The organism is Caballeronia sp. LZ065 (assembly GCF_031450975.1).
Lineage (GTDB): Bacteria > Pseudomonadota > Gammaproteobacteria > Burkholderiales > Burkholderiaceae > Caballeronia.
Genome location: NZ_JARUXV010000044.1, coordinates 21,620 through 47,175, shown reverse-complemented (window position 1 = coordinate 47,175; position 25,556 = coordinate 21,620). Strand labels below are relative to the sequence as shown.

Genomic DNA, 25,556 nt, shown 5'->3' with positions numbered 1-25,556 from the left:
CTTCTCTGAAGCAGCCGTCATTGCTGGAGCCATTCCTTGAGCTTCTCCGGATGCGCATCGACGAACTTCTTCGCGGCGGCATTCCAGTCGTTCGATGCATTGCCGTCGAGCTCGATCTGCTCGACCTCGGCCAGCGTCAGCTTGTAATGCTTGATGAAGGTAAAGGCGCGCGGAAACTTGGTCGCGAATTGCTTCGAGCCGAAGCCGCGAATCTGTTCGTCGCCGCCCAGCACGCCCTTGGGATCCTTCAGATAACGCATCTTGTACTTTTGCCATAACCAGTGCGGGCTCCATACCGTCGCGACAATCCAGTTCTTCGCCGGATAAGCACGCGAGATGGCCGTGAGCATGCCGGCCTCGCTTGCGCGAATCAGGTTATAGCCCGCGAGATCGTATTCCTTGAGCGCCTTCTCCGACGCCACCATCTCGCCCGCACCCGGTTCGATGCCCTGAATCGTGCTGTTCAGCTTGGTCTTGACTTCCGGCTTGTTCAGATCGGCGATGGAGGCCACTTCGCTCTCGGGTACATAGTCGGGCACCGCCCAGCCGATCCTCGCGCCCGTGTAGATCACGCCGAGATCGTCCATCTCGTCCTTGAAGCGCGCGTAATAGGCCGCGTGCGTCACCGGGAGCCACGCGCCCAGCATCAGGTCGACGTCGCCGCGCGCCACGCCCTGGAACTGAATGCCCAGGTCGGCGACGATCAACGTGACCGGCTGATTCAGTTTCGTTTCGAGCACGTATTTGGCGGTATAGGTGACCGCCTGGGTGTCGGCCCAGTTGGCGAGTGAAATCTTGAGCGGATCGGCGGCGCTGGCGGTCATCGCGAATGCAGCGGTGGACACTGCAATGCCAGCCTGGAGAACGAAACGTACAAGCGTGGACTTCTTCATGTGAGGCTCCCGGTGTTCTTGCCGCGACGAAGAAACTGAATCGATCTGCTGATTGATGGAATACCCTGATTAGTGCTTTGAAAGTGCTTGCCAACGCGATGGGGCTTGAGTATTCGAGTGCATTAATGGACTGTCAACGTGATTTGAAGTTGTGACGCCATTACTTCAGGTTATGCGAAGCGCGCCGGATCACGCATCAAGCTTCGAAGTTTCTGCGCGCATAGAAGCGCTGCATTTCGTGATCTTGCGGGCGGACGCCGGTAAATACTTCGACGAATGCCGGGATGCGCTTCATGCGCGTCTCGAACGATTCCTCCGCACGCATGGCCGCATAGCCCACTTGCGTGAGATACGTGGTGCGGGCGCGCACGTCCGCCACATCGGCGTCATAGCCGAAGCGCACGAAGGTTGCGGTCAAGACCTCGATGCGCAGCGCGTCGTCTTTCTGAATGAGCCGTGTGATCTCGGGCGACTGCTGCGCCCAGTTGCGGATGGCGGCTTCGAAGCGGGTGTCGAACAGGGCGTTGTCGAACCAGCAGTCGAAGATGTTCAGCATCGCCTCGCAGATGCTGTCGGCATAGGCCTCGTTGCGCGTGACCCAGTTGCCCGTGTTCTTCTCTTCCCAGCGCGCGACCAACGCGTTCAGCAATTCGTCGCGGTCGCGGAAGAACCAGTAGAAGCTCGTGCGCGCGAGATTCAGCTTCTTGGCCAGCGGCAGAATGCGCACCGCTTCCACGCCGCCTTCCAGCAGGCTTTCGTAGGCGCAATCGAGCCACATGTCGGCTGAGCCGCGCACGGTATCGACGGTCTGATCCATGGCATTTCCTTCTTGCTTACTTGCGATTCTCGTACTGTACACCACTGTCGTTTCACTTGACACATGTGTACATGAGACCTAATCTGAGCGCACGACACGTCTTTCGATTCCCCCAATCGTCCCCCACGAGGCGCTCAAGTCCACGGACCCGCTGCTCCAGCCCTACACGCTCAAACAACTCACGTTTCGCAATCGCATCATGACGACGTCGCACGAGCCCGCCTATGCCGAGGACGGTATGCCGAAAGAGCGGTATCGCGCGTATCACGTCGAGCGCGCGCGGGCCGGCATCGCGCTGACGATGACGGCGGGTTCCGCTGCGGTGTCGAAGGACAGTCCGCCGGTGTTCAACAACATCCTCGCGTACCGGGATGAAGTGGTGCCGTGGATGAAGGATCTCGTCGACGAATGCCACGAGCACGGCGCGAAGGTGATGATCCAGCTCACGCATCTGGGCCGGCGCACGCGCTGGGACAAGGGCGACTGGTTGCCGGCGGTGTCGCCGTCGCATCATCGCGAGCCTTCGCACCGTGCGTTTCCCAAGAAGCTGGAAGAGTGGGACATCGAGCGCATCGTGAAGGATTTCGCCGATGCCGCCGAACGCATGAAGGCAGCCGGCCTCGACGGACTCGAGATCGAATCGTACGGGCATCTGATGGACCAGTTCTGGTCGCCGCTGACGAATACGCTCGAAGGTCCGTATGGCGGTTCGCTCGATCATCGCCTGCGCTTCACGTTCGACGTGATGCGCGCGATGCGTGAACGGGTCGGCGAACATTTTCTGCTTGGCATTCGTTATACCGCCGACGAAATGATGGGAGGCGGCATCACGAAGGAAGAGGGCATCGAGATTTCGAAACGGCTGAAGAACAGCGGGCTGGTCGATTTTCTCAACATCGTGCGCGGACATATCGATACCGATGCCGGCCTCACCGATGTCATCCCGATCATGGGCATGCGCAGCGCGCCGCAACTCGACTTCGCGGGCGAGATTCGCGAGGCGACGAACTTTCCCACGTTTCATGGCGCGCGCATCCAGGACGTGGCGACGGCGCGCTTCGCCATCGAGTCGGGCAGGATCGACATGGTCGGGATGACGCGTGCGCACATGACGGATCCGCATATTGTGCGCAAAATCATCGAGAAGCGGGAAGACGACATCCGGCCTTGCGTCGGAGCGAACTACTGTCTGGATCGCATCTATCAGGGCGGCATGGCGTTATGCATTCATAATGCCGCGACCGGACGCGAGCTGGAGATGCCGCACCGGATCGCGCCGGCGCAGACGAAGCGCAAGATCGTGATCGTCGGCGCGGGGCCGGCGGGACTCGAAGCGGCGCGCGTGGCGGGCGAGCGTGGACATGAGGTGACCGTGCTCGAAGCCATGAACGATCCGGGCGGACAGATTCGCCTGACCGCGCAGAACGTGCGACGCAAGGAGATGATGGGCATCGTCGACTGGCGCATGGCGCAGTGCGAGAAGTTCGGCGTGCGTTTTGCATTCAATACGTGGGCGGATACGGAAACGGTGCTGTCCTACAGTCCGGATGTGGTGATCGTCGCGACGGGCGGCATGCCGCATACCGAGGTGTGCAGTACGGGCAACGAGCATGTCGTCTCGTCGTGGGACATCATTTCGGGCGACGTGAAGCCGGGCGCCAACGTCCTCGTCTTCGACGATGCCGGCGATCATGCGGCGCTGCAAGCGGCGGAAACCATTGCGCAGGCGGGCGGCAAGGTCGAGGTGATGACGCCCGATCGTACCTTCTCGCCCGAAGTGATGAGCATGAACCTGGTGCCGTACATGCGTGCCTTGCAGAAGCTCGCGACGACCTTTACCGTGACTTTTCGTCTGGAGGCCGTGCGCCGCGAAGGCAAGGAACTGGTGGCCACCATCGGCAGCGACTATGGCGGCGTGACGAAGGAACAGCGTTATGACCAGATCGTCGTCAATCACGGCACGATTCCGATGGACGAGCTGTACTTCGAACTGAAGCCTTTGTCGCGCAATCTCGGCGCGGTCGATTATGAGGATCTCATCGACGGCAAGGCGCAGGTTGTCGAGCGCAATCCCGAGGGGCGCTTCCAGCTTTTCCGCATCGGCGATGCAGTCTCCGCGCGCAACACGCATGCGGCCATCTACGACGCGCTTCGGCTGATGAAGGATATCTGAATGGGCCCACGGCGATGACGGCGCGTTTCGATGTGAGCGACAGCCTGTCCGGTGCGCTTTCCTTGAGAGCCATCAAGGCCTTTCTCGCGGCCGCGAAATGCCGAAGCTTCACGGCTGCGGCGGACATGCTGTGCGTGACGCCTGCGGCGATCAGCAAGCAGGTGCGGGAACTGGAAGACTACCTCGGCACGACGCTCTTCGTGCGGACCGGCAGGGCCGTCACCCTCACGTCCGATGGCGAAATGTTCAAGGATGCCGCCCAGCTTTCCCTCATCAACATCCATCAGGCGGCCGAGCGTCTGCGCAAGAAGATCTCCGCGCGGCAGACGCTCATCGTGTGCTGTTCACCGGCGTTTTCCGCGCTCTGGCTGCACCGGCGTCTGCCCGAGTTCATCCAGGCGCATCCGGATATCGAACTCACGGTGCTGGCGACGCAGAACTTCATCGCGATGGAAGCGGGCGTGCAGCCGGACGTCTACATCGCGAAGCTCGCGAGCATGCGCGACGGCTACGACACCGAGCACCTCTTCGACGACGAGGTGTATCCCGTCTGCACGCCGCAGTACTTGCAGCGCCATGGTCCGATCGATACGCCGGAAGCGTTGCTGGGCATGTCGCTGCTCGACATCAGCGCCTATGGCCGGTCACAGATCTCCGAGCATATCGACTGGAAGGTCTGGCTGGCGCTGCACGAAGTGGACACGGTCTGGCGCGCCGACATTCCGCGCCAGCTTTTCACCAGCAACGATTACCCGGCCATGGTGCAGATGGCGCTGGCGCATCAGGGCATCGTGCTTGGCTGGCATCACCTGGTCGGGCATCTGGTCGCAAGCGGCGACCTCGTGCGCCCGCTGCCGCACAAGACAGTGATGAAGAATCGCGGCCATTATCTTTCCGTGCGATGCGACAAGACCGATGCTCTCGTATGCAGAAAGTTCTGCGAGTGGCTCAGGCCGCAGCTTGCGCTTTTCGCACACGCCAAGGATGCCGCTTCAACAAAAAGTTGAAGCAGAGCCGGAGAAAACGTCGTTTGGGTTGCGCCGCGAACTCGAATAAATTGCCTCATGCGCCGCGCCTGCCGTGCGGCATCAACGAGGACAACAGCGATGGGCTTCAAGCGAACCCTGCACGCGGTGGAGACGCATTCGGGCATACCGATGCGCGTGGTCACCGGCGGAATCCCGCACATTCCCGGCGACACTGTCCGGGCCAAGATGCACTGGCTGGCAGCGAACGACGATGGCTTGCGCAAGCTGCTGCTGCGCGAGCCGCGCGGCTATCCGGCGCATTGCTGCAATATTGTCGTGCCGCCGTGTCATCCGGAGGCGGACGCGGGCTTCATCATCCTCGAACAGGTCGAGTATCCGATGATGTCGGGCGGCAACACCATCTCCGTCGTCACGGTGCTGCTGGAAATGGGCATGCTGCCGATGCGCGAGCCCGTCACCGAACTGACGCTGGAAGCGCCCGCAGGGTTGATCCGCGTCGTCGCGGAATGCGAGCGCGGCAAGGTCAGGCGGGTAACGTTCAGGAACGTGCCGGCGTTCGCCGCGCATCTGGACGCCGTCATCGACGTGCCGCATCTGGGCAAGGTGCGCGTGGATGTCGGCTGGGGCGGCATGTTCTATGTCATCGCGGACGTGCGGCAGTTTGCGGGGCTCGAACTCAAGCCTGAACATGGCAAGGAAATCGCGCGGGTATCGGCGCTGATCCGGCAGGCGGCCATCGAGCAGTTGCCGGTCGCGCATCCGGACTATCCGGGCGTAGGTATCACCATCTCGCAGCTTTCGGGTCCGTCGGATGATCCTCGCGCGGACTGGAAGAACGCCGTCACCATGCCGACCGGTCCGCTCTCCTGGGACGATCCCTCGACCTGGACCGGCGCGATCGATCGTTGTCCCTGCGGCACCGGAACGTGCGCGAAGATGGCCGTGCTGCACGCGAAGGGCGAGTTGCCGTTGCATCAGGACTTCCGGCATCAGGGCATCCTTGGCACGGTGTTCACGGGCCGACTGGTTGAACAGGCGCGCATCGGCGAACATGATGCGGTCATTCCCACGCTGTCGGGCACCAGCTGGATTCATGGCATCAACACCATCGTGCTGGATCACGATGATCCTTTTCCCGAGGGCTATATCGTGGGCGATATCTGGCCGCATCAGCAGGAGCATTGAAGATGCAGATCGTGACGGCGCAGCAGATCAGGGCGGTGCTGGACTGGACGGGCGTGCTCGACGCACTGCGCGATGGACATGCGGGTGCGCGGCCGATCGGGGACAGCTATTTTGTCGGCGATGCCGGGTTTGGCCTGTTCAGCCGGGGCGTGATCCTGCCGGGCAAGGGCGCGGGGTTCAAGGTCGCGTCGCTCTGTCCGGCCAATCAATCCGCCAGCCCGCCGCGGCCGACCGAGCAGTCCGCTTTTCTGGTGGTGGACGAGCACAGCAGAAGCATCGTCGCGATGCTCGACGGTCCGGAGATCACGCGCTGGAAGACCGCCGCCGATTCCGCGCTGGCCGCCACGAAGCTGAGCCGGGAGGACAGCGAGGTGCTGCTCGTGCTGGGTGCGGGGCCGGTTGCGCTGGCTTTGGCGGAGGCTTATCTGCACATTCGGCCGTCGCTTCGCGAGGTGTTGCTGTGGAATCGCACGCTGTCGAAGGTGGACGCGATGCGAGTGGCGCTGGAGAGCAGGAGCATCCGGGTGCGCGTGGTTGAGGATCTGGATGAAGCAGTTGCGCGCGCGGATATCGTGACGGCGGCCACTGGGGCATCCCTACCTGTGATACGGGGAGAACGGGTTCGCCCGGGTACGCATGTGGATCTGGTGGGCGGCTATCGTCCGGACATGCAGGAAGCCGATTGCGATGCACTCAAAGGCGCGCGCATCTTCGTGGACGACCGCGAGAATGCGAGCGTTTCAGGAGACATCCTTATCCCGATGCAGGCGCAGATCATTCATGCCGGGCAGATCGAGGCGGACCTGTTCGAGTTGTGTCAGGACACGGCATTTCATCGCGATGCAAGCGACCGCACGGTGTTCAAGAACGCTGGCGGTGCGTATCTGGATTTGCTCGTCAGCCAGTATGTCGTGGAGCGGCTGAGGTCGTGCTGATGCGCGAGTGGGTGCCACCACTTGCCGCAAGAGACGCTACCGCACCTTCACCCGCCGCTCCAGCCAGCGCGTGAAGCGCGAGATCGGATAGCAGTAGGCAAAGAACACCACCAGCGTCGCGACATACGTCAGCACCGTGAAGCTCGAACGCGCGACCGTGCTGCTGGCGATCTGCGCAGTATCGATCAGATCGTGAATCCCGACCAGCGACGACAGCGCCGTGCCCATCGTGATGATGGCGTAGACGTTCGTCCACGGCGGCAGCATGCGGCGAGCGCATTGCGGCAGGATGATATACACGAGCACCTGGCGCCGCGAGAATGCCAGCGATTGCGCGGCTTCCCATTGCGCGGTCGGCGTCGAGGCTATCGCGCCGCGAAAGATTTCCGCGATGTTCGCGCTCGCCGGCAGCGCCAGCGCGAGCGTCACCTTGAGCCAGTCCGGGAACGGCAGCGTCGTGCCGAACACCGTGAATTCGAAGGGAAACACATAGGTCGTGAAATAGATCAGCACGAGCCACGGCGCGTTGCGAAAGGCCTGGATCAGCCCGCGCGCCACGCGTCCCGCGAACGAGCGCGACAACGCGATGGCGCCCGCGATTACGCCGCCGATCGTGCCGAGCACCACCGCGCCCAGGCTGATGAGAACGTTGAGCAAGAAGCCGTGCGCGAGCGCGGGCGTCCATTCGACGAGTTGCCCGAGCGTGTCGATGCGCGACCCGGCTTCGGGCGCGATCGCCCATAACAGCGCGCCGAACGCCAGCACGCCGCCGATCGCCGCCGTGCCCGACGTGAAGCCTTGCAACGGCCGCGTCCTGCCGCGCGAGGAAGGCAGTGCCGAAGGAGAAACGAGTGCGTCACGCGCCATAGCCGGGGATCCACAAACGGCGTTCCAGCCAGCGGCCCGCGCGGCTCACGAGCCACGTCAGCACGCCGTAGAACAGAAGAATCAGCACCATGAGCGCAAGCACGTTGTCGCGTTGCGTCCAGATCATGATCGATTGATAGGTGATGTCGCCGACCGCGATCGCCGATGCCAGCGCCGATGCCTTCACCAGCTCCACCGCGTTGTTGACGAGCGTCGGCAGCGCGGTGCGCAGCGCGAGCGGCAGTTCGATGCGCCAGAAGCGTTCAGTGCGATCCAGCCCGAGCGACACCGCGCCTTCGATAGTCTGCGCCGGCACGGCATCGAATCCGGCGCGCAGCGCTTCTGCATGGAACGCGCCCTTGTGCAGCGAAAGCACCATCACGATCCAGAAGAACGGCTTGAACGGATTGTCGATGTGATGGATCTGCAACCCTTGCGTGATGAGCATGTTCACGACGAGAAACGCGCAATACAGCTGCACGAGCGTCGGCGTGGCGCGCGTCAGTTCGATGAACGCGCGCGCGGCGGTCGCAAGCCACATGCGCCGGCCGCGCACCGCGACCAGCAGCGCCAGTCCCGCAATCGCGCTGCCGATCATGGTCGCGAAGATGATCTCGACGCTCACGCCGATGCCTTGCAGGAACGGATCGCGTTCATAGGCATCGAGCAGGAAGCGAAAGTCGAAGCCGCCGCGCGCGGCCCAGTCGAGAACGGGATGCAGTGATGCGTTCATCTCACGGCCCCTTCGGCGGATTCGCGTGCCATTCGGCGAGCGCGGCGGAAGGCGGCAGTCCGGCCTTCGCCTCCGACGCTATCAGAAAGCCGCTGCGATGCCACGCCTCGACGATGCCATTGAGCTTCGCCGCCGTGTCCTTTTCGCCCTGGCGCACCCAGATGACCGACGACGCCGGGATCAGTTCGGGCTGCAAGGTACGGTAGTCGCGCCATTCGGGATCGTGCTGCTGCAATGGATAGAGCAGGGGCGCCGCGTCGTGTACGGCCGCGACGCAACTACCGCCGCGCAGCGCGAGCAAGGACTGCGACGCGCCGGGAAACGCGCGCGGCACGGCGCCGTAGCGTTCCACCATCGGACGGATATAGCTGCTGCCTTGCGAGATGCAGACGGGTTTGCCGCGCAGGTCTTCCCAGCGCGTGATGCCGCTGTTATTGGACGTGATGGCCGTGCCGCCGACGCGGTAATACGGCGTCGGCACGAAGTCGAGTATCTCCGCGCGTTGCGGCGTGTACTCCATGTTGGCGATCAGGATGTCCGCCTTGCCTTGCTGAAGAAACTGCACGCGAGTCGAAGGCTGCACGGACACGAGATTGACCTTGACGCCGAGCTTCTGGCCGATGTCGTTCGCCAGATCGACGTTGATGCCGCGCGGCTGCTGGGTCTGCGGATCGAGTGAGCCGAACGGACTGCCCGCGATCATCACGCCGACATCGATCTGATGACGCGACGCGATGCGGTCGAGGGTGGCGTCCGCGTGGGCGGCGAGGCTCAACGAAGCAAGCAGCGCGCTTGCGGTTGCGCGGATTGCGCGAACAAGAAGGGAAGTTGTAATCATGCGAGACGTTGAAGGATGCGGAGCAGGGCAGCACCCGACGATAGCGGCATGCCCGTGCCTGGCCAACGAAGCGAATCTGCTAAGCAAATGGGGCTAACCGGCAAATGGGCATTGGCCAATCCGCGATAAGCATGTGCGGATTCGATGGTTCGCGCCCGCAGGACCGGTTCATAGAATTCATGACCGACTTGCACAGGACCCGCCGATGGCTCATCTGATTCTTTCCCGCCGCGCCTCGCGCATCGGCCTTGCGCCCAACGCGGCGGCCAAGGCGCGCGCGCAGGCGCTCGCGGCCAGCGGACGTTCCGTCGTCGAACTGACCGCAGGCGAACCCGACTTCGACACGCCCGAGTCCATCAAGCAAGCCGCGATTGCAGCGCTGGCGGCCGGCGATACGAAGTACACGCCACCCGCCGGCACCGCCGACCTGCGCGCCGCCATCCGCGACAAGCTCGTACGCGAGAACGCGCTGGACTATGCGCCGGAGCAGATCATCGTCAGCGGCGGCGGCAAGCACGTCATCTACAACGCGTTCGCCGCGACGCTGCGCGACGGCGACGAGGTCATCGTGCCCGCGCCCTACTGGCAGTCGTTCCCGGCCATGGTGTCGATCAACGACGGCACGCCGGTGACCGTCGCCTCACGGCCCGAAGAAGGCTACAAGCTCACGCCCGCCACGCTGGAGGCGGCCATCACGCCGCGCACGCGCTGGCTGATCCTGAACACACCATCGAATCCAAGCGGCGCGGTCTACGCGACGGACGAACTCGCCGCGCTCGCCGTTGTGCTGCGGCGTCATCCGCATGTCTGGGTGCTGCTCGATGAAATCTACGAACACATCCGTTTCGATGAAGGCACGCGCGAACATTTCCTGCGCATCGCGCCGGATCTCGCGGATCGCACGCTGATCGTCAACGGCGCATCCAAGCCTTACGCGATGACCGGCTGGCGCGTCGGATACGGCGCGGGGCCGGCTGAACTGATCGCCGCGATGACCATCGTGCAGTCGCAATCGACCTCGTCGCCGTCCTCCATCGGACAGGCGGCGCTCGCTGCCGCGCTCCGCGGCGACCAGGCTTTCGTCGCGGCATCGGTAGCGGCGTATCGCGAGCGGCGCGACCTGTTGCTCGCCGCCTTCGCGAAGATCGACGGCGTGCGCTGTGTGCCGCCGCAAGGCGCGTTCTTCGCGTTCGTCGATGTGAGCGCGCTGATCGGCGCCGTCACGCCGAACGGCGAGACCCTTGCCAGCGACGTCGATCTGGTCGCTTACCTGCTGCATGAACACGGTCTTGCCGTGGTGGACGGCACCTCGTTCGGCACGCCGGATCACATTCGCCTCTCGATGGTCGCGGACCCCGCGCAACTGACCGAAGGCGTTGCGAGGCTCGCCACGGCCATCGAGGCGTTGCGGCGTTCGCCTCTCACTTCACAACGGGAGGCGGCATGAACCGGGCCGCGCTCGCATCGACGTTCGACGCACCCCTCGCCGCTGCACCGCGCGCTGATGACGCGCTGGTGTCGATCCGCGACCTGCATCTCGCCTATGACGGCGTGCCGGTGCTCAACGGCATCGACCTGTCGGTGAGGCGCGGTCAAGCCGTGTCGATCATCGGGCCATCGGGCTCCGGCAAATCGACGATCCTGCGCTGCATCAACGGCCTCGCGACGCCCCAGCGCGGCACCATCCATATCGACGGCATCGACGTAGGTGCGCAGCAGACCGAGGCCCAGCGCCTGGCCTTGCGCAAGCGCGTGGGCTTCGTGTTCCAGCAGTACAACCTGTTCCCGCATCTGAGCGTACTCGACAACCTGACCATCGCGCCGCGACGCGTTCTCGGCAGGAGCCGCGCGCAAGCCGAAAGCGACGCGCACGCGCTGCTCGCCAAGGTACGTCTCGCCGACAAGTCGCAGGTGTATCCGGGCGAGTTGTCGGGGGGACAGCAGCAGCGTGTCGCGATTGCCCGCACGCTGGCCATGCGTCCCGATCTGATCCTGTTCGATGAAGTCACGTCAGCGCTCGATCCCGAGACCGTCGGCGAGGTATTGAACGTGATCGGCGAACTGGCGGACGAAGGCCAGACCTGCGTGCTCGTCACGCATGAGATGCGCTTCGCCGCCGAGATCAGCGATGAGGTCTTTTTCACGGAACGCGGCGTGATCGTCGAGCACGGGGCGGCCGCGCAACTGTTCGGCCAGCCGCGCCACGAGCGCACGCGGCTGTTTCTCCAGCGCGCGCGCGGCGAAGACCGGAGCCGTTCGCCGTTGCGCGCCGTCTAAACCTTTCCCCACGAAACATGACTACCACGCAGAAAGAACAACGACGCCGCGAAGCGGTGCAGGCGCTGCTTGCCGATGCTCGCGGCATCGTCGAGGAAGACGGGCTGACGCGCGCCGCGCTCGAACGCCTGAGCGCGCGTCTTGCCACGCTTGCCACGCAGGACGGTCTCTTCGATGCCGCCGACTTCCCGCCGCCGCAAGTCCACAGCGGCGATACCTCGGTGCGTTACCGGTTGAACCCGGACGAAGAGGGCTTCGCGCTCTATCTCAACTCGCTGTTGCCGGGCAAGACCACGATCCCGCATAACCACGACACGTGGGCGGTCATCGTCGCGGTCGAGGGCGAGGAGTTGAACCGCGTGTATCGGCGCGTGGACGACGGCGTTGACCCTGACCGTGCGCAGCTCGACGTGGCGCGCGAGGTGGTGGTGCGGCCCGGTACGCCCATCGCGTTCCTGCCCGAGGACATTCACAGCATCCACGTGAACGGGAGCGCGCCCACGCTGCACTTTCATCTCTATGGCAGGCCACTCGAAACGCTGACGGGCCGTCTCGGCTTCGAGCCGGACACGGGTCGCGTCGTGCGCTACAACGCCGAGCACATGAAGCGCGCGACGCAGGCGGTGGGCTGATGCCGGAACGCCGCGATCATCTGCATACGCGCGTGCTGCATGCGGGCGCACCTGCTTTCGACGGCGGCACCGCGCCCGTCAACGCACCGCTCGTGCGCACGAGCACGGTCCGCTTCGACAGCGATGCCACGCGCGCCGCGTTGCATCATCGGCGGGAGGCGGGCGAAGCGGTCGCGACCTATGGACGTCATGGCACCGCGACGCATCGCGCGCTCGAAGCGGCCCTCGGCGAACTGGAAGGCGCGGAGCATGTCCTGCTCGCGCCGTCCGGGCTCGCGGCCGTCACGCTGACGTTCATCGCGCTGCTCTCTCCGGGCGATCACGTGCTGGTCCAGGACAGCGTGTACGGGCCGGTGCGCGAGCGCATCGAGCCCTTGCTCGAACGGCTGGGCGTCGCGTTCTCGTACTTCAATGCAAGCGCCGGCCTGCCGCATGATGCGGTGCGCGCCAACACACGGTTGATCTATGCGGAATCGCCGTCGTCGTTTCTGTATGAAGTGATCGACCTGCCCGCGCTCGCCGCCTTCGCGAGGCAGCATGGCGCGCTGCTCGCGGCGGACAACACGTGGGGCGCGGGCGTGCTGTATCGGCCGCTGGAACGGGGCGCGGATATCTCGATCCAGGCGATCACCAAATACGTGAGCGGGCACTCGGACCTGATGCAGGGTGCGGTCGCCGTAAAGGATCGCGACGTGGGGCGCCGCCTGCGGGACACGCACGAGGCGCTGGGTTTGTCGGTCGGCGCAGACGATGCCTGGCTCGCGCTGCGCGGCGTGCGCACACTGGCCGTGCGGCTCGCGCAGCATCAGCGGCATGCGCTGCACGTGGCGCGCTATCTCGCGGATACGACCGGCTACGTCGCCCGCGTGTTCTATCCAGCGCTGCCAGAAGATCCAGGTCATGCGCTGTGGCAGCGTGACTTCCATGGCGCGAACGGGTTGGTGTCGTTCGCATTGCGCAATGCCGCGCACGCCGATGCCGCCGCTTTCGTCGATGCGCTCCGGCTGTTCGGCATCGGCGCCTCATGGGGCGGTTATGAAAGCCTGGCGCTGATCGCGCCTGCCTCGCGCCTCGCGATGCACGGCGTGTGGCGCAGCGGTGCGCCGGTGGTGCGGCTGCATGTCGGGCTCGAAGATCCGGGCGATCTCGTCGACGATCTCGCGCAGGCTTTCGCGCGCATTGCACGCTGACTTTCTCTTTATCGCTGGACGGGCCGTTCACGAAGAGCGGCCGCCGGCTTCTGACTGGATGATTCAATGAAGCATCGCTCAAGCGCACGCTCTGCCGCGCTGTTCTCCGCATTCTTCACGGTTGCGCTCGTTGCCGCCGGGCCGGCGCATGCCGATGCCACGCTGGACCGCATCAAGGCGCGCGGCGTGCTGGTCGTCGGCGTGGTGCTCGATGGCACCTATGGTTCGCTCGATCCCGCGACGCGCCGGCCCATCGGCTACAACGTCGAACTCGGACAGAGCCTGGCGCAGCATCTGGGCGTGAAGTTCGAGGCCGTGGAAGTGACGCCGCCGAACCGCGTGCAGTTCCTCCAGCAAGGCAAGGTCGATGCGCTCATCGCCAGCATGCAGTACACGAAGGAACGCGACGAGATACTGAGCTACGTGCCGACGCCGTTCGAGGAGATCGGCGGATCGGCGATGGTGCGCAAGGGCGCGGGCATTCACGAGTGGGCCGATCTGCGCGGCAAGCCCGTGTGCGTCTCGCAGGGCAGCAACTACACGAAGCCGCTGATCGAGCAGTACGGCGCGCAGGTCAAGGGCTTCAAGGGCATGCCGGAAGCATTGCTGGCATTGCGCGGCGGCGCGTGCGTCGCGTCGGTGCATGTGACGCCGGGCATTCAGGCGCGGCTGCTGAACGAACCCGCCGAATGGAAGGACTATGAAGCGCCGATCGGCACGCAACTGATTCCGTCGCCCTCGGTGATCTGGGTGCGCAAGGGACAGGGCGATACGGTCGCGGCGCTCGACGGCATCGTGAAGGACTGGCATCGCACGGGCTTTCTGATCGACGAAGGCAACAAGTGGCACATGCCGCCCTCGAAGCAACTGCTCGCGTGGCATCAACAGTACGCGGGCAAGCAGACTGCGGCCGCACAGACCAGCGCAAACAAGGACTGATGCATGAGCGATGCTATCGACGTGGACGCCGAAGCGCGTCGCGCGCTGGATCTCCTCGGGCCGCTTCCGGAGAACTGGGTGCCCGCCCGCGAAGGCATCGACCACGATGTGTTCGTCGTGGGCGGCGGGCAGACCGGTTGCGCAATGGCGTTCGCGCTGCGGCGCGCGGGCATTGGGCGCGTGAGCGTCATCGATGCGGCCGCCGAAGCAGCGGGTGCGGGCGTATGGCTCAATCGCGCGCGGATGAATACGCTGCGCACGCCCAAGACGCTCGTCGGTCCGGAAGGCGATGTCGCGGGCCTGAGTTTCAGAGTCTGGTATGAGGCCCGTTTCTGCGGCGCAGCGTACGAGTCCATCGAGCGTGCGCCGCGCACGCTGTGGGCCGAATACCTCGCGTGGTACCGCGCGTTCCTCGATATTCCCGTGCGCTATGGCGTGCGTCTCGTGCGGATCGAACCTGCGCAGTCGTACTTTCGCCTGCATCTCGAAGTGGAGGGCGAGACGCGCATCGAAACCGCGCGCAAGGTCGTGCTGTGCAATGGCGTCGCGGGCAATGGCAAAGCTTTCGTTCCGGAGGCGCTCGCGCAACTGCCTTCGAGCATGCTTGCGCATACCTCGCAGGCCATCGACTTCGACGCGCTGCGAGGCAAGTCGGTCGCCGTGATCGGCGCGGCGGCCTCGGCGTTCGATGCGGCCGCCACGGCGCTCGAAGCCGGCGCCGCGAACGTGCATCTGTTCGCGCGCCGCGCCGTGCTTGCCGCGAAGCCGGTCTCGCGCACGCGCGGCTATCCGGGCGCCTACGACAACTATCCGGGCCTGCCCGACGCGCTGCGCTGGTCGCAGGCCCGGCGCTTTCGCAACGAAGGCTCGACGCCGCCGCGCGATTCGGTCGAACGCGTGACGCGCTTCGCGAACTTCCATCTGCATCCGGGCGCGGCGATCGAGGCGGCGCACATCGACGCTCGTCGCGCCGTGCTGAACACGCCTGGCGAGTCGTTCGCTTTCGATTTCGTCATAGCGGGGACCGGTTACGCCATTGACCTGTTCGCGCGTCCCGAACTCACCGAGGTTGCGCCGCACGTGCGCCTGTGGCGCGAGCAGTACACGCCGCCGCCCGCTGAAGCCGACGCTGCCCTCGGCGCGCATCCCTATCTCGGCGAGGCGCTCGAATATAGGGAAAAGAAGCCGGGCGCGGCGCCCTGGCTGCGCGACATTCATGTCTACAATCCAGCAGGCTTCGTCAGCGCGGGCGTGCCGGTGGGCGACGTGCCGAGCATGCGGCGCGACATTCCCGCCGTGGTACGGCGGATCAGCCGGGATCTGTTCCACGCCGATCTCGACCTACACGCGGCACGCCTGAACGCCGACGTGCCCGCCGACTTCGACACGGCGTTCTACGCGGCGAACGTGTGGCGAGCAGGGGAAGCACAGACGGCCGACGCGTGAGCGGAATGCCTGGCGCGGATTGATCTGCTTGACGATATCGGCGGCGATGGCGCGCGCCTGCTTGTCGGACGTCGGCGCGAAGATGCCCTGCCACGCCGACGACGAGGTGTTGTAGTCGCGTTCGCCGAACACGCGACCGCTTTGCAGATCGCGGAAAGTGACGCGGGCCTGCATGAAGGCATTGCCGGTCATGATGCCCAGCGTGTAGCGCGCACCGGGCGCGACGAAGTGGAAGTCCTCTACGTAGACGTCGACCACTGAGCCCGCGCCTTGACGCGCCGTGCGCTTGACAGTCTCGTCGAAGAAGGTCGAACTGGCGTCCCTGGATGCGCCTTCCATGGCTTCGCGCCATTCCGTCTGCACGCACGGCCAGTCCGATGCGGACGTGGCAACCGAAGATCCGTTCATGCGCAGCACGATGGTATGCGTGGACGCTGCCGGCACCACGACGCCCGGTTGCGTGGTCTTGGCGGTCGGCGATGCCGTGTCCTGGGTTTGCAGCGTAGCGGCACATCCGCTCAGAACAATGGCGATGCCCGCGAGAGTCAGGGAAGACAGATGACGTGTGCGCATGTTCGACTGGTTTGTTGGAGGTGCGTCACAACATAAAAAATAAGCGCCTTGCACGGCGCGCCGGTAGGTCAGTAACTGACCGTCAAGGGTTCCGGATGCTCGCGGGTCAGTACGATCTTGCTGCCCAGGGGCCATCCCGTGCGTTGCGTCGGCGTGGACAGCGGCGTGCAGGACTCGGTTTGCGTGCTCCGTTGCGATGCGATGCTGAACGACTGCGAAGAAGCGGTGTTGCTCGCGACATAGGCGGTGACGGTCGTGCCTTCGCGCACCACGACGGCGGGCGTCGGACCTTTGGAGGCGGTCACGATGGGGTCGCCGCTGCAATCGGCGGAAGTGTAGTAGAGCAATGAGTCAACGCTGTGATAGAGGAATAGCGACGCCGATGACGGCGCCTTGATGCCGCTGGGATCGTCAGTCGTCGTCTTGCGCTTCAAGGGGGCGACGAAACGCGTGTTGCCCCGCGTGACCAGCGGCCCATGGTTGTATTGGAAGTGAGAAAGTGCGCCGACGGTGTGGCCGGCTGCATCGAGCACATTGGGCGGCATAGTCGGCGCACTCGGCGCACTCGGCGCAACGGCAGCCGGTGACGTCTGCGCGTGAGCGAGGCTCGTGCCGAGCAAGGTCAGCAGCGCGATGAGCGCCTTGTTCATGGTCAGTCTCCTCGAAGCATGAGTCACGATGATCCGGCTCAGTAGCGAACCGTCAGCGGCTCGGGATAGTGCTGCGTGAGCGAGAAAGATGTCTGCGGCGTCCAGTACGAAGGCACCGAGCGGGTTGCCGTCACGCACGAGCCGTCATACGAGATATAAGAGTTCGCAGTGAGCGGACTGCCATAACCGGGACCGGCAATGTAGGCAGTCACGTCCGCGCCGGTTCTCACGAGCTCGACGGGCCGCGGCGACGATCCCATCATGATGAGTGGCGCACCGCTGCAATCCGCGGACGGAAACGTCGCAGCGGTGTCATCCGCCCATTCGAACTGCGACTCCGAATACTGAGTGGCGGAGATCTTCTCGTGACGCAGCGGCATGAACACTGCCGTGCGCCCGAAGTTCAGATAGACGCCTTGCGCGCGCTCGTAGCTCTCGACCGGGCCAACCGGCTTGCCTTGCGCATCGAAGACTTTCAGTACGTTGGTCTGGCCGGCTGTGTTCGAAGCAGGGGTTGCAACTTGCGCATGCGCGACCGTCGCGCTCACAAACAGCAGGGCTGGCAAGGTAATGCTGCGCATCAGTGGCTCCTCGATGTCGTTATGCGGGAGTGAGTCAGTAATCGATCGTCAGCGGTTCGGGATAGCGCTGTGATACGTCGAAGCTCGACTCCGGCCTGACGCTCTGCATGGTCGCCTTCTGTGCGACGCAGGAGGTGCCGTTCAGGATGGAAGCAGCGGGGATGGGTGTGGTGTTCGTATCGCTGCCGACATAGGCCACGACATCGGCGCCTTGACGAACGGCGACTGACGAGCGTGGCCAGTTCGAGTCGTAGTTGATGACGGGCTGTCCGCTGCAATCCGCGCTTTCGAAGCAGGCGGTGTTGAGCGTCGACCAGGCGAAGGCATTCGCCGGCGCGCCGATGCGGGTGCTGGTGCCGGACGCATCCAGCGGGCGGCCGATGCGCACGAAGGTCATGGCGCCGTTGATCGCGATATAGACGCCGTCTGTGCCGTTGTATGAAGCCAGCCGTCCGATAGCCTTGTGATGGACGTCATAGACCTTGAGCGCCGGCTTCTGCGGGCCCTGCGCCGACGTGGCGGGCACGCTGGATTCGTCGGCATGGGCGGCCGTGATGGCAAGCATCAGAGTGGTGGCAACGCTGACCCAACGTATGAGCTGTCTCCTCGACTCGTCGGGCACTGCGTGCATGCCTTCGACGTGTCCTGGTTATCGCTTCTGTTTATCGCCAGCGCCGAGGATAGGGAAAGCCTTTCGAATTTTCAAGCGAACACTTAATTGACACAGTTGACAGACCCGACACCCGGCAATATCCTTGTTATACGTTCAACAAACACTGAATCGGGATGATAGCGGGCTGCCAGAACAGGCGGCAACGCGTCATGCCGCCTGACAGGAGCGGAAAAGGATGAGCAACGAATCCGGCGCATTGATGCAGATGCTCGAAGCCTTCGAGGCTGCGTGGAACGCCCACGACGCCGACGCATTGATGAGCTTCATGACCGACGACTGTGTATTCGACACCTCGGCGGGGCCGCATCCGTTCGGGCAACGTCATGAAGGACGCGAGGCGGTCCGCCGCAGCTACGCGGCCATCTGGGACACCTTTCCCGATGCGCGCTGGAACGACGCACGGCATTTCGTCGACGGCGACCGCGGTGTTTCTTACTGGACGTTCACCGGCACGAAGCGGGACGGAAGCCGCGTCGAGGCACGCGGATGCGATCTGTTCCGGTTCAAGGACGGGCGAATCCAGGTGAAGGACTCGTATCGCAAGAACGTACTCCAGGGATGAGGCGGGTCATCGAATGAACGACGAACTCGCCTTTCTGTCCGCTACCGACCTGGCGGAAGCGTATCGCCGGAAGCATCTGTCGCCGGTCGAGGTGACGCGGGCCGCGCTGACGCGTATCGAACAGCTCAATCCGCGCATCAACGCAATCTACTGGCTGGCGGCGGACGAAGCGCTCGATGCGGCCCGCGCCTCGGAAGAAAGATGGCGGCGCGGCGCACCGCTCGGTCTGCTGGATGGCATTCCCACGACGGTGAAGGACGCGTTGCCGGTGGCCGGCATGCCGGGCTATCGCGGATCGGCCTGCACACCCGATGGCGGCATCGCGGCGCCGTTCGATGCCCCGGCTGTCGCGCGGTTGCGTGAGTCCGGCGTCATCCTGCTTGGCAAGAACACCATGTGCGACTACGGCATCATCGCAGGCAGCGTTAGTTCCCGCTTCGGCGTCACGCGCAATCCGTGGAACCTGTCGAGATCGGCGGGCGCGTCGAGTTCCGGCGCCGCGGCGGCGGTGGCAGCGGGCCTGCATCCGCTCGCCCTCGGCACCGACATCGTGGGCTCCATCCGGCTGCCTGCATCCTTCTGCGGACTGGTCGGACTGAAGCCCTCGTATGGCCGCGTTCCCTATTACCCGCCGGTCAGCCCCGCGCTGGTCGCCGGACCCATGGCGCGGAACGTGGCGGACGTCGCCCTCATGCTCGATTGCATCGCCCGGCCCGACCCGCGCGACTTCACTGCATTGCCGCCTGCGGGACAGTCGTACCACGAAGCGTCGAAGCAGCCGCTCGATAACGTCCGCATCCATCTCGTGACCGATCTGGGCTTCGGCCTGAGTCCGGATGCCGAAGTGGTCGAGGCGGTTCGGGCAGGGGCCCGGCGGCTGGAACAAGCAGGTATCGCCTCGATCGAGGAACGGCCCGCGCGCTTCGCGCATGAACGGGTCGAGGCCGCGGAACGGTTCTATCGCGCGCGCTGTTTTGCGGAATTGAACAAGCACGCGCCCGAGCGGCAGCCGTTGTCACCCTTGTTGTACGAATGGACGCGCGCCAGCGCCGGCGAGTCCGCCGAGTCCGTGATCGACGCGATGCAGGCGTTGCTGGCGCTGCGCGAGCAGGCCATGGCGCTGCTGGATGATGCCGACTTCCTGATCCTGCCCGCCACGCCCGCCGCTGCATTCGCGGCGGAGCGGGCCGCCCCCGACGAAACACGGTTGTTCGATCCCTGGTGCAACACCTTTCTGTTCAACCTCACGGAACAACCGGCCATATCGGTTCCGTGCGGCAAGACCCTGGACGGCCTTCCGATCGGCATGCAGATCGTCGGCAGGCGCTATGACGATCTCGGCGTGCTGCGGCTTGCCAGACTTTTCGAGGATCTCACGGGCCCGTTCGAAGCCTGCCCGGAGCTCTGAACACCACGATGACACGCACTGCCATGAGTCTGCGAAGGAGAGTAAATGATGGGCAATGAACACCTCACCGGGCCGAGCATCCAGGACGATTTTCGCGCCTGCTTCCAGCGTCACATGACCACCGTCACCATCGTGACGTCGCAGTTCGGCGGCTTGCGCGCGGGCCTTGCGGCCACCGCCGTGTGTTCGTTGTCCGACTCGCCGCCTTCCATGCTGATCTCGATCAACCACAACGCACGCGCCTGTGAACTGATCCGTGCGAGCGGCGCGTTCTCGGTGAACATGCTCGCCGATTCGCAAATGGAAGTCGCCACGGTCTTCTCGCGCTCGGCCAAGAGCGCCGACGAAGCCGAGCAGAAGTTCATCAACGGCGGCGTGTGGGAAGAGCAGGGCGGCCTGCCATGGTTGAGCGGCGCGCTCGCGAACGTGTCGTGCCGCGTGCTGAAAGAAGTGCCCGTTGCGTCGCACTCGGTGTTCATCGGCGAAGTGCAGGGCATCCGGCTGCTCTCGAATGGCAACCCGCTCCTGTATGGATTCCGTGAATTCCACGGCAAAGGTCTGCCCCTGCAACAGGCCGTCTCCGCTTCCGTCGCTCGCTAGCCGCGCCCCTAACGCACTCACGCGCCATCTCACGACATCTCATGAATCACGAACTCGGACCGGAAGCGCAATTCTTCGCTTATCTGAAGCAGGGAAAGTTCATGCTGCAGCGACATCGCACGAGCCACGACCATGTGTTCTATCCGCGCGCGCTGCATGCCCGCGGCACGATGGACGACTTCGAATGGGTCGAGGCATCCGGTGACGGCGTGATCTATTCCTGCACGCACATGCGTCGCCCCGCTGAACGCGGCGGCGACTACACCATTGCGCTGATCGATCTGGCCGAGGGGCCGCGCATCTTGTCGCGGCTCGTCGATGTCGAGCCCGAGCGCGTTTCCATCGCCATGCCGGTTCGGGCAACCATTCTCGTGCGTTCGTGGTCGAGTACCGAGCCCGACTGTCCTGTCGTGGCGTTCACACCGCTCACACCGCTCACACCGTCACTAGGAGACCGCTCGTGATCGATTCCTTGCGCGGCAGTACGGCCATCGTGGGCACGGGCCATTCGGCGCTCGGCAAGGTGCCGGGCTGGAGTTCGCTCGAACTGATGGCCCAGGCCACCCGTGCGGCGCTCGACGATGCCGGCATCACGCTGGATGAAATCGATGGCGTATGCGCGAGCACGCTCTATCACTTCCTGCCTTCGCTGTCCGCCGCGGAGTACCTCGGCATCCGGCCGAAGTGGTCGGGTTCGGAATCGGTCGGCGGATCATCGTTCATGTCGGATGTGCTGCAGGCGACGCTCGCGATCAACGCCGGCTTATGCGAAACGGTGCTCATCGCGTATGGCAGCAACGCCCGTTCGAGCGGCAACCTGAACGGGCTGATCGAGACGCCGCGCTTCGAAGCGCTCTACGAACTCCCCGTGCCGATGGCCGGCTACGCGATGGCGACAGCCCGGCACATGCACCAGTACGGCACGACGCGCGAGCAATTGGCCGATGTGGCGGTCTCGGCGCGGCGCTGGGCGCAGCTGAACCCCGAGGCCACCTCGCGCGCGGATCTCTCGCGGGAAACGGTGCTCGCGGCGCCGATGATCTGCGATCCGCTGACGCGCTACGACTGCTGTCTCGTGTCGGACGGCGGGGCGGCGGTCATCCTGATGTCGGCGGAACGGGCGCGTGCGCGCGGCATGAAGTCCGCTTATGTGCTGGGTGTGGCGGGTGCGCACTGGCATCGCGAGGTTTCGCAGATGCCGGACCTGACCGTCACGGCCGCCACGGAAAGCGGTGCGCGCGCCTATGCGATGGCGGGCATCACGCCGCGAGACGTGGATGTGGTCGAGCTGTACGACGCATTCACCGTCAACACCATCCTGTTCCTCGAAGACCTGGGCTTTTGCCGGAAGGGCGAGGGCGGCGCGTTCGTCGAGGGCGGGAGGATCGGACCGGGCGGGTCATTGCCCGTCAACACGAACGGCGGCAGCCTGTCCTGCGTTCATCCGGGCATGTACGGCCTGTTCTGTCTGATCGAGGCGGCGCGGCAAGTGCGAGGCGATGCGCGGGGCTTTCAGGTCGAAGGCGCCGAGATCGCGATTGCACACGGTAACGGGGGCACCTTGTCGCATCAGTGCACGACGATCCTCGGCGCCGATACGACCGTCTGACGGACTGCATTGGATCAGAACGGAGCGGGAACGGTTTGGGGCAATGCGCCTCGTCAAAATGCAACACGGAGACTGAAAAATGAAATTCACATTGCTGGCCATCCCCTTCATGCGGCAGCGGGGCGAGCACGTCGCACTCGCGGGACGTGATCCGCAGCGCTTTCAGCGCATGATGCACGCGGTGCGCGATCAAATGACGTTCGCCGAGGAACTCGGCTACGACGGCTTTTGCATGACCGAACATCACTTCCAGGTGGAAGGCGTCGAGGCCACGACCAATCCGTTGATGTGGAATCTCTTCGTCGCGCAGCACACGAAGAAAATGCGCGTCGGGCAGTTGGGCATGAACCTGACGGCCATGAATCCGATCAAGGTCGCGGAAGATATCGCGATGCTCGACCAGATGACCGGCGGCCGTGCCTTCGCGGGCTTCTCGCGCGGCAATACCGCGCGCTGGACCGCGACGATGGGACAGCATCTCAACATCCTCTCGGCGGAGTCCGACCGGTCGGAAGCGGACCAGCGCAATCGCCGGGCGCTGTACGAGAACTGGAAGATCGTCAAGTCCTTGTGGATGGACGATCTGACCTCGTTCCAGGGCGAGTTCTGGAAAGTCCCGGAGCCGGTGCCGTGGGAATTCAATCCGACGCGCGACTGGGGCGCGGATGCGGTCGATGGCGAAGGCATCCTGCGCAAGGTCGGGATTACCCCGCGTCCCTTGCAGACGCCGTATCCGCCTGTCTATGCGCCGTTCAGCTATTCGGTCGAAACCGCGCGCTTCTGGGGGGCGGAAGGCGGAAAGATGGTGTCGTTCGTCCGGCCCGAGAAAGAGGAGTTCATGCCGATCGTGCTCGACGCCTGTCTGGAAGCCGCGCACACGGCCGGGCGCAACAGCGCGCCGCGCGACGTGCTGGCGATCGGCGGACATCTGGTCATGGGCCGCACCGAAGCGGAAGAGCGCGCATTGAAGGAGGGTTTCATCGAGCTCTTCAACTATGCCTATGATGCGCCTCCGTACCATGTACCGATGGGCCGCGTGTGGACCGGTTCGCCTCAGGCCGTGCTCGACGACGTCATGCGCCTGCATGAAAAGTACGGAGTAGACGAGTTTTTTGTCTGGCATCACATTAACTACTTCGGCGATGAGCTCGAACGCGGCTCCTTGCAGGCCTTCGCGGACGCAGTCATCGCAAAGGTTCCGAAAGACTGACGGACAGCGGCACACGAAACTCCGCTTGCGGCATCCCGGTCGGAGTCGTCAACCCGGCGCGCATGACGCATGCGCGGCCACGCATTCAAGCCTTGGGAGCAATCGATGAATACGTTCGGGCAACTTGTCCAACGGCACGCGCGGGTGCGCGGCAGTGCGCCTGCTTACGTCGATCACCGACGTCGCACGACCTGGCAGGACATCCATCTGAACAGCGATGCACTCGGGCGCTACATGCGCGAGCTGGGTGTATCGTCGGGCGATCGCGTGGGCATCGTGTCGCCCGATTGCGTCGAAGTCGCCGAGGTCTTCTATGCCTGCGCGAAGATCGGCGCATTGCGGGTGGGGCTCAACGGCCGTCTTGCCGCACGGGAACTCGCGCAGCTGATCGATGACTCGGCGCCGGCCGTGTTGTTCGTCCATGCCCGCTACGGCGCGATGGTCGAAGCCGCGCTTCTCGAGAGCACGCAGAAGCCGGTTGTCATCGGCATGCACGACGGCCATCCGTTCCTGCTCGACTACACCGAGTGCCTCACGCAGGCCGCGGGCAGCGACCCGCTGCCGCAGACGCCCAACGATCATCTGATGATCTGCTACACGACCGGCTCGACGGGCTTGCCCAAGGGAGCCGTGTACCAGCACGAGGCTATGCTGCGCTCGACCCAGGCCATCGCGCTCGCGGAGGGTGCGAACCATGACGATGTATGGCTGCATGCCATGCCCGCGAGCGGCGTACCCATCATGCATCTGTTGCGCAATGTCGTGCACGGGTCCAAGACGGTCATCGTCGGGGACTGGGATCCGGCGGCGGCGCTCGCGCTGATCCAGCAGGAGAAAACCACCATCACCGTGCTGGTGCCGACGATGCTCGCTTCACTGGTGACGTCGGGACAGGCGTCCGATTTCGACCTGAGCTCGATGCGTCAATGGGGTTACGGCGCTTCGCCCTTGCCGCCCTCGATGGTCCGCGAAGCCGCGCGCGTGCTGGGCGGCAAGCTGCTTCAGATGTACGGGACCACCGAGCTGATGGGCATGTCGATGATGCTGTTTCCGTCCGAGCACGAACTGGCGATCCGGGAACGTCCGGGCCTGCTGTCATCGGCGGGGCGGCCCTTGCCGTACGTGGACGTGCGTATCGTCGATGACGAGATGCGCGACGTTCCGGCCGGCGAAGTGGGCGAACTGCTGATCCGGACCGAGTTCGTGACCTCGGGCTACTGGAACGCGCCTGAGAAATACGCCGAAGCGGTGAAGGACGGCTGGCTCTGCACGGGCGACATCGCCCGGCAGGATGAAGACGGCTACCTCTACCTGAGCGACCGTGCCAAGTTCCGCATCAAGACTGGCGGCTACAACGTATTCCCGACCGAGATCGAAAACGTGATCGCCGAGCACGAAGCCGTTCGTGAAGTTTGCGTCGTGGGTTTGCCCGATGAGAAGTGGGGCGACCGCATTCACGCCGTCGTCTCGGTGCGCGCCGGATTCAGCCTCACGCCCGACGACGTGCGCGCGTTTTGCCGCGACAAGATTGCCAGCTTCAAGATACCCAAGACGGTCGAGATCTGGGACGAGATTCCGAAGGGACCGACCGGCAAGATCCAGAAGCGATCCGTCATCGATTCCTACCTGCAGGCGAATTGAGCCCGTCCGACTCCGCACGGAGACGCGCCCGCGCGTCTCCGTGCGGAGGCCCGGGGTGGGGGGGCGCCGCGCGGCGGGAGGGGGCTGGACGGGTAAAAAATATCGACCGCGGTTGGTTGCACAGCATTGCAACCG

At 64.3% G+C, this 25,556-nt stretch carries 26 protein-coding genes; 17 read left to right on the top strand and 9 right to left on the bottom strand.

The annotated features are described in order from the left end of the window. Positions 1-17: 17 nt before the first annotated feature. Both QCE63_RS35795 and QCE63_RS35790 read right to left on the bottom strand, forming a co-directional pair. Complete coding sequence (locus QCE63_RS35795) at positions 18-893, bottom strand: glycine betaine ABC transporter substrate-binding protein (protein ID WP_309840041.1); 876 nt, start codon at positions 891-893, stop codon at positions 18-20. Positions 894-1,089: 196 nt separating this feature from the next. Beyond that, the gene (locus QCE63_RS35790) at positions 1,090-1,710 is read right to left on the bottom strand and encodes a TetR/AcrR family transcriptional regulator (protein ID WP_309840038.1); all 621 of its coding nucleotides are present in this window, start codon (positions 1,708-1,710) and stop codon (positions 1,090-1,092) included. 115 nt (positions 1,711-1,825) lie between these two features. Between QCE63_RS35790 and QCE63_RS35785 the strand changes: the two genes are divergently transcribed. The 4 genes from QCE63_RS35785 (at position 1,826) to QCE63_RS35770 (ending at position 6,992) form a co-directional block, all read left to right on the top strand. Beyond that, positions 1,826-3,883 (top strand): NADH:flavin oxidoreductase, encoded by a 2,058-nt coding sequence (locus QCE63_RS35785; RefSeq protein WP_309840388.1) that lies wholly within the window; start codon positions 1,826-1,828, stop codon positions 3,881-3,883. A gap of 62 nt (positions 3,884-3,945) precedes the next feature. Beyond that, the gene (locus QCE63_RS35780) at positions 3,946-4,890 is read left to right on the top strand and encodes a LysR substrate-binding domain-containing protein (protein ID WP_309840036.1); all 945 of its coding nucleotides are present in this window, start codon (positions 3,946-3,948) and stop codon (positions 4,888-4,890) included. 99 nt (positions 4,891-4,989) lie between these two features. Beyond that, a complete protein-coding gene (locus QCE63_RS35775) occupies positions 4,990-6,057 on the top strand; it encodes a proline racemase family protein (protein WP_309840035.1) in 1,068 nt (355 codons plus the stop codon). 2 nt (positions 6,058-6,059) lie between these two features. Beyond that, positions 6,060-6,992, top strand: a complete 933-nt coding sequence (locus QCE63_RS35770; RefSeq protein ID WP_309840034.1) for an ornithine cyclodeaminase — start codon at positions 6,060-6,062, stop codon at positions 6,990-6,992. Positions 6,993-7,028: 36 nt separating this feature from the next. Here QCE63_RS35770 and QCE63_RS35765 read toward each other — a convergent pair whose 3' ends face one another. From QCE63_RS35765 to QCE63_RS35755, 3 genes are read right to left on the bottom strand one after another with little or no spacing between them, the layout of a single operon-like run. Next, positions 7,029-7,859, bottom strand: coding sequence for an amino acid ABC transporter permease (locus QCE63_RS35765; protein WP_309840032.1), 831 nt, complete (start codon positions 7,857-7,859; stop codon positions 7,029-7,031). Next, complete coding sequence (locus tag QCE63_RS35760; RefSeq protein WP_309840031.1) at positions 7,849-8,592, bottom strand: amino acid ABC transporter permease; 744 nt, start codon at positions 8,590-8,592, stop codon at positions 7,849-7,851. The genes QCE63_RS35765 and QCE63_RS35760 overlap by 11 nt, the downstream gene beginning before the upstream one ends. Position 8,593: 1 nt before the next feature. Next, positions 8,594-9,430, bottom strand: a complete 837-nt coding sequence (locus QCE63_RS35755; protein ID WP_309840029.1) for a transporter substrate-binding domain-containing protein — start codon at positions 9,428-9,430, stop codon at positions 8,594-8,596. Positions 9,431-9,635: 205 nt separating this feature from the next. On the opposite strand from QCE63_RS35755, the gene QCE63_RS35750 reads away from it, so the two are divergent. The 6 genes from QCE63_RS35750 (at position 9,636) to QCE63_RS35725 (ending at position 15,914) form a co-directional block, all read left to right on the top strand. Beyond that, the gene (locus QCE63_RS35750; protein WP_309840027.1) at positions 9,636-10,877 is read left to right on the top strand and encodes an aminotransferase class I/II-fold pyridoxal phosphate-dependent enzyme; all 1,242 of its coding nucleotides are present in this window, start codon (positions 9,636-9,638) and stop codon (positions 10,875-10,877) included. Further along, entirely contained in the window at positions 10,874-11,707 is an 834-nt protein-coding gene (locus tag QCE63_RS35745) for an amino acid ABC transporter ATP-binding protein (protein WP_309840025.1), read from the top strand. The genes QCE63_RS35750 and QCE63_RS35745 overlap by 4 nt, the downstream gene beginning before the upstream one ends. Positions 11,708-11,724: 17 nt before the next feature. Next, entirely contained in the window at positions 11,725-12,339 is a 615-nt protein-coding gene (locus QCE63_RS35740) for a cysteine dioxygenase family protein (RefSeq protein WP_309840024.1), read from the top strand. Next, positions 12,339-13,529, top strand: coding sequence for a cystathionine beta-lyase (gene metC, locus QCE63_RS35735; protein ID WP_309840022.1), 1,191 nt, complete (start codon positions 12,339-12,341; stop codon positions 13,527-13,529). Before QCE63_RS35740 ends, metC begins: the two co-directional genes overlap by 1 nt. Before the next feature lie 66 nt (positions 13,530-13,595). After that, the gene (locus QCE63_RS35730) at positions 13,596-14,468 is read left to right on the top strand and encodes a transporter substrate-binding domain-containing protein (protein ID WP_309840021.1); all 873 of its coding nucleotides are present in this window, start codon (positions 13,596-13,598) and stop codon (positions 14,466-14,468) included. A gap of 3 nt (positions 14,469-14,471) precedes the next feature. Continuing rightward, on the top strand, positions 14,472-15,914 hold the full coding sequence (locus QCE63_RS35725) for an NAD(P)/FAD-dependent oxidoreductase (protein ID WP_309840020.1): 1,443 nt from the start codon (positions 14,472-14,474) through the stop codon (positions 15,912-15,914). On the opposite strand, the gene QCE63_RS35720 is transcribed toward QCE63_RS35725, so the two are convergent. From QCE63_RS35720 to QCE63_RS35705, 4 genes are all read right to left on the bottom strand, one after another. Beyond that, a complete protein-coding gene (locus QCE63_RS35720) occupies positions 15,810-16,487 on the bottom strand; it encodes a hypothetical protein (protein ID WP_309840018.1) in 678 nt (225 codons plus the stop codon). The two genes, QCE63_RS35725 and QCE63_RS35720, sit on opposite strands and share 105 nt — an antisense overlap. A 68-nt stretch (positions 16,488-16,555) precedes the next feature. Next, a complete protein-coding gene (locus QCE63_RS35715; RefSeq protein WP_309840017.1) occupies positions 16,556-17,137 on the bottom strand; it encodes a hypothetical protein in 582 nt (193 codons plus the stop codon). Between the two features lie 38 nt (positions 17,138-17,175). Further along, complete coding sequence (locus tag QCE63_RS35710; protein ID WP_309840016.1) at positions 17,176-17,718, bottom strand: hypothetical protein; 543 nt, start codon at positions 17,716-17,718, stop codon at positions 17,176-17,178. A 34-nt stretch (positions 17,719-17,752) separates the two neighbouring features. After that, complete coding sequence (locus tag QCE63_RS35705; RefSeq protein ID WP_309840014.1) at positions 17,753-18,283, bottom strand: hypothetical protein; 531 nt, start codon at positions 18,281-18,283, stop codon at positions 17,753-17,755. Positions 18,284-18,566: 283 nt separating this feature from the next. Here QCE63_RS35705 and QCE63_RS35700 point away from each other — a divergent pair, with 283 nt between their 5' ends. The 7 genes from QCE63_RS35700 (at position 18,567) to QCE63_RS35670 (ending at position 25,421) form a co-directional block, all read left to right on the top strand. Continuing rightward, a complete protein-coding gene (locus tag QCE63_RS35700; protein WP_309840012.1) occupies positions 18,567-18,953 on the top strand; it encodes a nuclear transport factor 2 family protein in 387 nt (128 codons plus the stop codon). Positions 18,954-18,966: 13 nt separating this feature from the next. Next, the gene (locus tag QCE63_RS35695; protein ID WP_309840010.1) at positions 18,967-20,361 is read left to right on the top strand and encodes an amidase; all 1,395 of its coding nucleotides are present in this window, start codon (positions 18,967-18,969) and stop codon (positions 20,359-20,361) included. Positions 20,362-20,406: 45 nt separating this feature from the next. Continuing rightward, complete coding sequence (locus QCE63_RS35690) at positions 20,407-20,961, top strand: flavin reductase family protein (RefSeq protein ID WP_309840008.1); 555 nt, start codon at positions 20,407-20,409, stop codon at positions 20,959-20,961. A gap of 41 nt (positions 20,962-21,002) precedes the next feature. Continuing rightward, positions 21,003-21,425, top strand: coding sequence for an OB-fold domain-containing protein (locus tag QCE63_RS35685; RefSeq protein ID WP_309840005.1), 423 nt, complete (start codon positions 21,003-21,005; stop codon positions 21,423-21,425). Further along, positions 21,422-22,570: an acetyl-CoA acetyltransferase gene (locus tag QCE63_RS35680; protein ID WP_309840003.1), complete on the top strand. Its 1,149-nt coding sequence runs from the start codon at positions 21,422-21,424 to the stop codon at positions 22,568-22,570. The genes QCE63_RS35685 and QCE63_RS35680 overlap by 4 nt, the downstream gene beginning before the upstream one ends. Positions 22,571-22,649: 79 nt before the next feature. Continuing rightward, entirely contained in the window at positions 22,650-23,780 is a 1,131-nt protein-coding gene (locus QCE63_RS35675) for an LLM class flavin-dependent oxidoreductase (protein ID WP_309840001.1), read from the top strand. 105 nt (positions 23,781-23,885) lie between these two features. Continuing rightward, entirely contained in the window at positions 23,886-25,421 is a 1,536-nt protein-coding gene (locus QCE63_RS35670) for an AMP-binding protein (RefSeq protein ID WP_309839998.1), read from the top strand. The last annotated feature ends 135 nt before the right edge of the window (positions 25,422-25,556 follow it).

Coding starts and splice junctions, on each gene's coding strand:
- QCE63_RS35700 (WP_309840012.1), top strand. CDS start 18,567: ATGAGCAACGAATCCGGCGCATTGATGCAGATGCTCGAAGCCTTCGAG.
- QCE63_RS35765 (WP_309840032.1), bottom strand. CDS start 7,859: ATGGCGCGTGACGCACTCGTTTCTCCTTCGGCACTGCCTTCCTCGCGC.
- QCE63_RS35740 (WP_309840024.1), top strand. CDS start 11,725: ATGACTACCACGCAGAAAGAACAACGACGCCGCGAAGCGGTGCAGGCG.
- QCE63_RS35685 (WP_309840005.1), top strand. CDS start 21,003: ATGAATCACGAACTCGGACCGGAAGCGCAATTCTTCGCTTATCTGAAG.
- QCE63_RS35710 (WP_309840016.1), bottom strand. CDS start 17,718: ATGCGCAGCATTACCTTGCCAGCCCTGCTGTTTGTGAGCGCGACGGTC.
- QCE63_RS35720 (WP_309840018.1), bottom strand. CDS start 16,487: ATGCGCACACGTCATCTGTCTTCCCTGACTCTCGCGGGCATCGCCATT.
- QCE63_RS35760 (WP_309840031.1), bottom strand. CDS start 8,592: ATGAACGCATCACTGCATCCCGTTCTCGACTGGGCCGCGCGCGGCGGC.
- QCE63_RS35795 (WP_309840041.1), bottom strand. CDS start 893: ATGAAGAAGTCCACGCTTGTACGTTTCGTTCTCCAGGCTGGCATTGCA.
- QCE63_RS35775 (WP_309840035.1), top strand. CDS start 4,990: ATGGGCTTCAAGCGAACCCTGCACGCGGTGGAGACGCATTCGGGCATA.
- metC (WP_309840022.1), top strand. CDS start 12,339: ATGCCGGAACGCCGCGATCATCTGCATACGCGCGTGCTGCATGCGGGC.
- QCE63_RS35695 (WP_309840010.1), top strand. CDS start 18,967: ATGAACGACGAACTCGCCTTTCTGTCCGCTACCGACCTGGCGGAAGCG.
- QCE63_RS35725 (WP_309840020.1), top strand. CDS start 14,472: ATGAGCGATGCTATCGACGTGGACGCCGAAGCGCGTCGCGCGCTGGAT.
- QCE63_RS35790 (WP_309840038.1), bottom strand. CDS start 1,710: ATGGATCAGACCGTCGATACCGTGCGCGGCTCAGCCGACATGTGGCTC.
- QCE63_RS35715 (WP_309840017.1), bottom strand. CDS start 17,137: ATGAACAAGGCGCTCATCGCGCTGCTGACCTTGCTCGGCACGAGCCTC.
- QCE63_RS35705 (WP_309840014.1), bottom strand. CDS start 18,283: ATGCTTGCCATCACGGCCGCCCATGCCGACGAATCCAGCGTGCCCGCC.
- QCE63_RS35690 (WP_309840008.1), top strand. CDS start 20,407: ATGATGGGCAATGAACACCTCACCGGGCCGAGCATCCAGGACGATTTT.
- QCE63_RS35755 (WP_309840029.1), bottom strand. CDS start 9,430: ATGATTACAACTTCCCTTCTTGTTCGCGCAATCCGCGCAACCGCAAGC.
- QCE63_RS35750 (WP_309840027.1), top strand. CDS start 9,636: ATGGCTCATCTGATTCTTTCCCGCCGCGCCTCGCGCATCGGCCTTGCG.
- QCE63_RS35675 (WP_309840001.1), top strand. CDS start 22,650: ATGAAATTCACATTGCTGGCCATCCCCTTCATGCGGCAGCGGGGCGAG.
- QCE63_RS35745 (WP_309840025.1), top strand. CDS start 10,874: ATGAACCGGGCCGCGCTCGCATCGACGTTCGACGCACCCCTCGCCGCT.
- QCE63_RS35730 (WP_309840021.1), top strand. CDS start 13,596: ATGAAGCATCGCTCAAGCGCACGCTCTGCCGCGCTGTTCTCCGCATTC.
- QCE63_RS35770 (WP_309840034.1), top strand. CDS start 6,060: ATGCAGATCGTGACGGCGCAGCAGATCAGGGCGGTGCTGGACTGGACG.
- QCE63_RS35670 (WP_309839998.1), top strand. CDS start 23,886: ATGAATACGTTCGGGCAACTTGTCCAACGGCACGCGCGGGTGCGCGGC.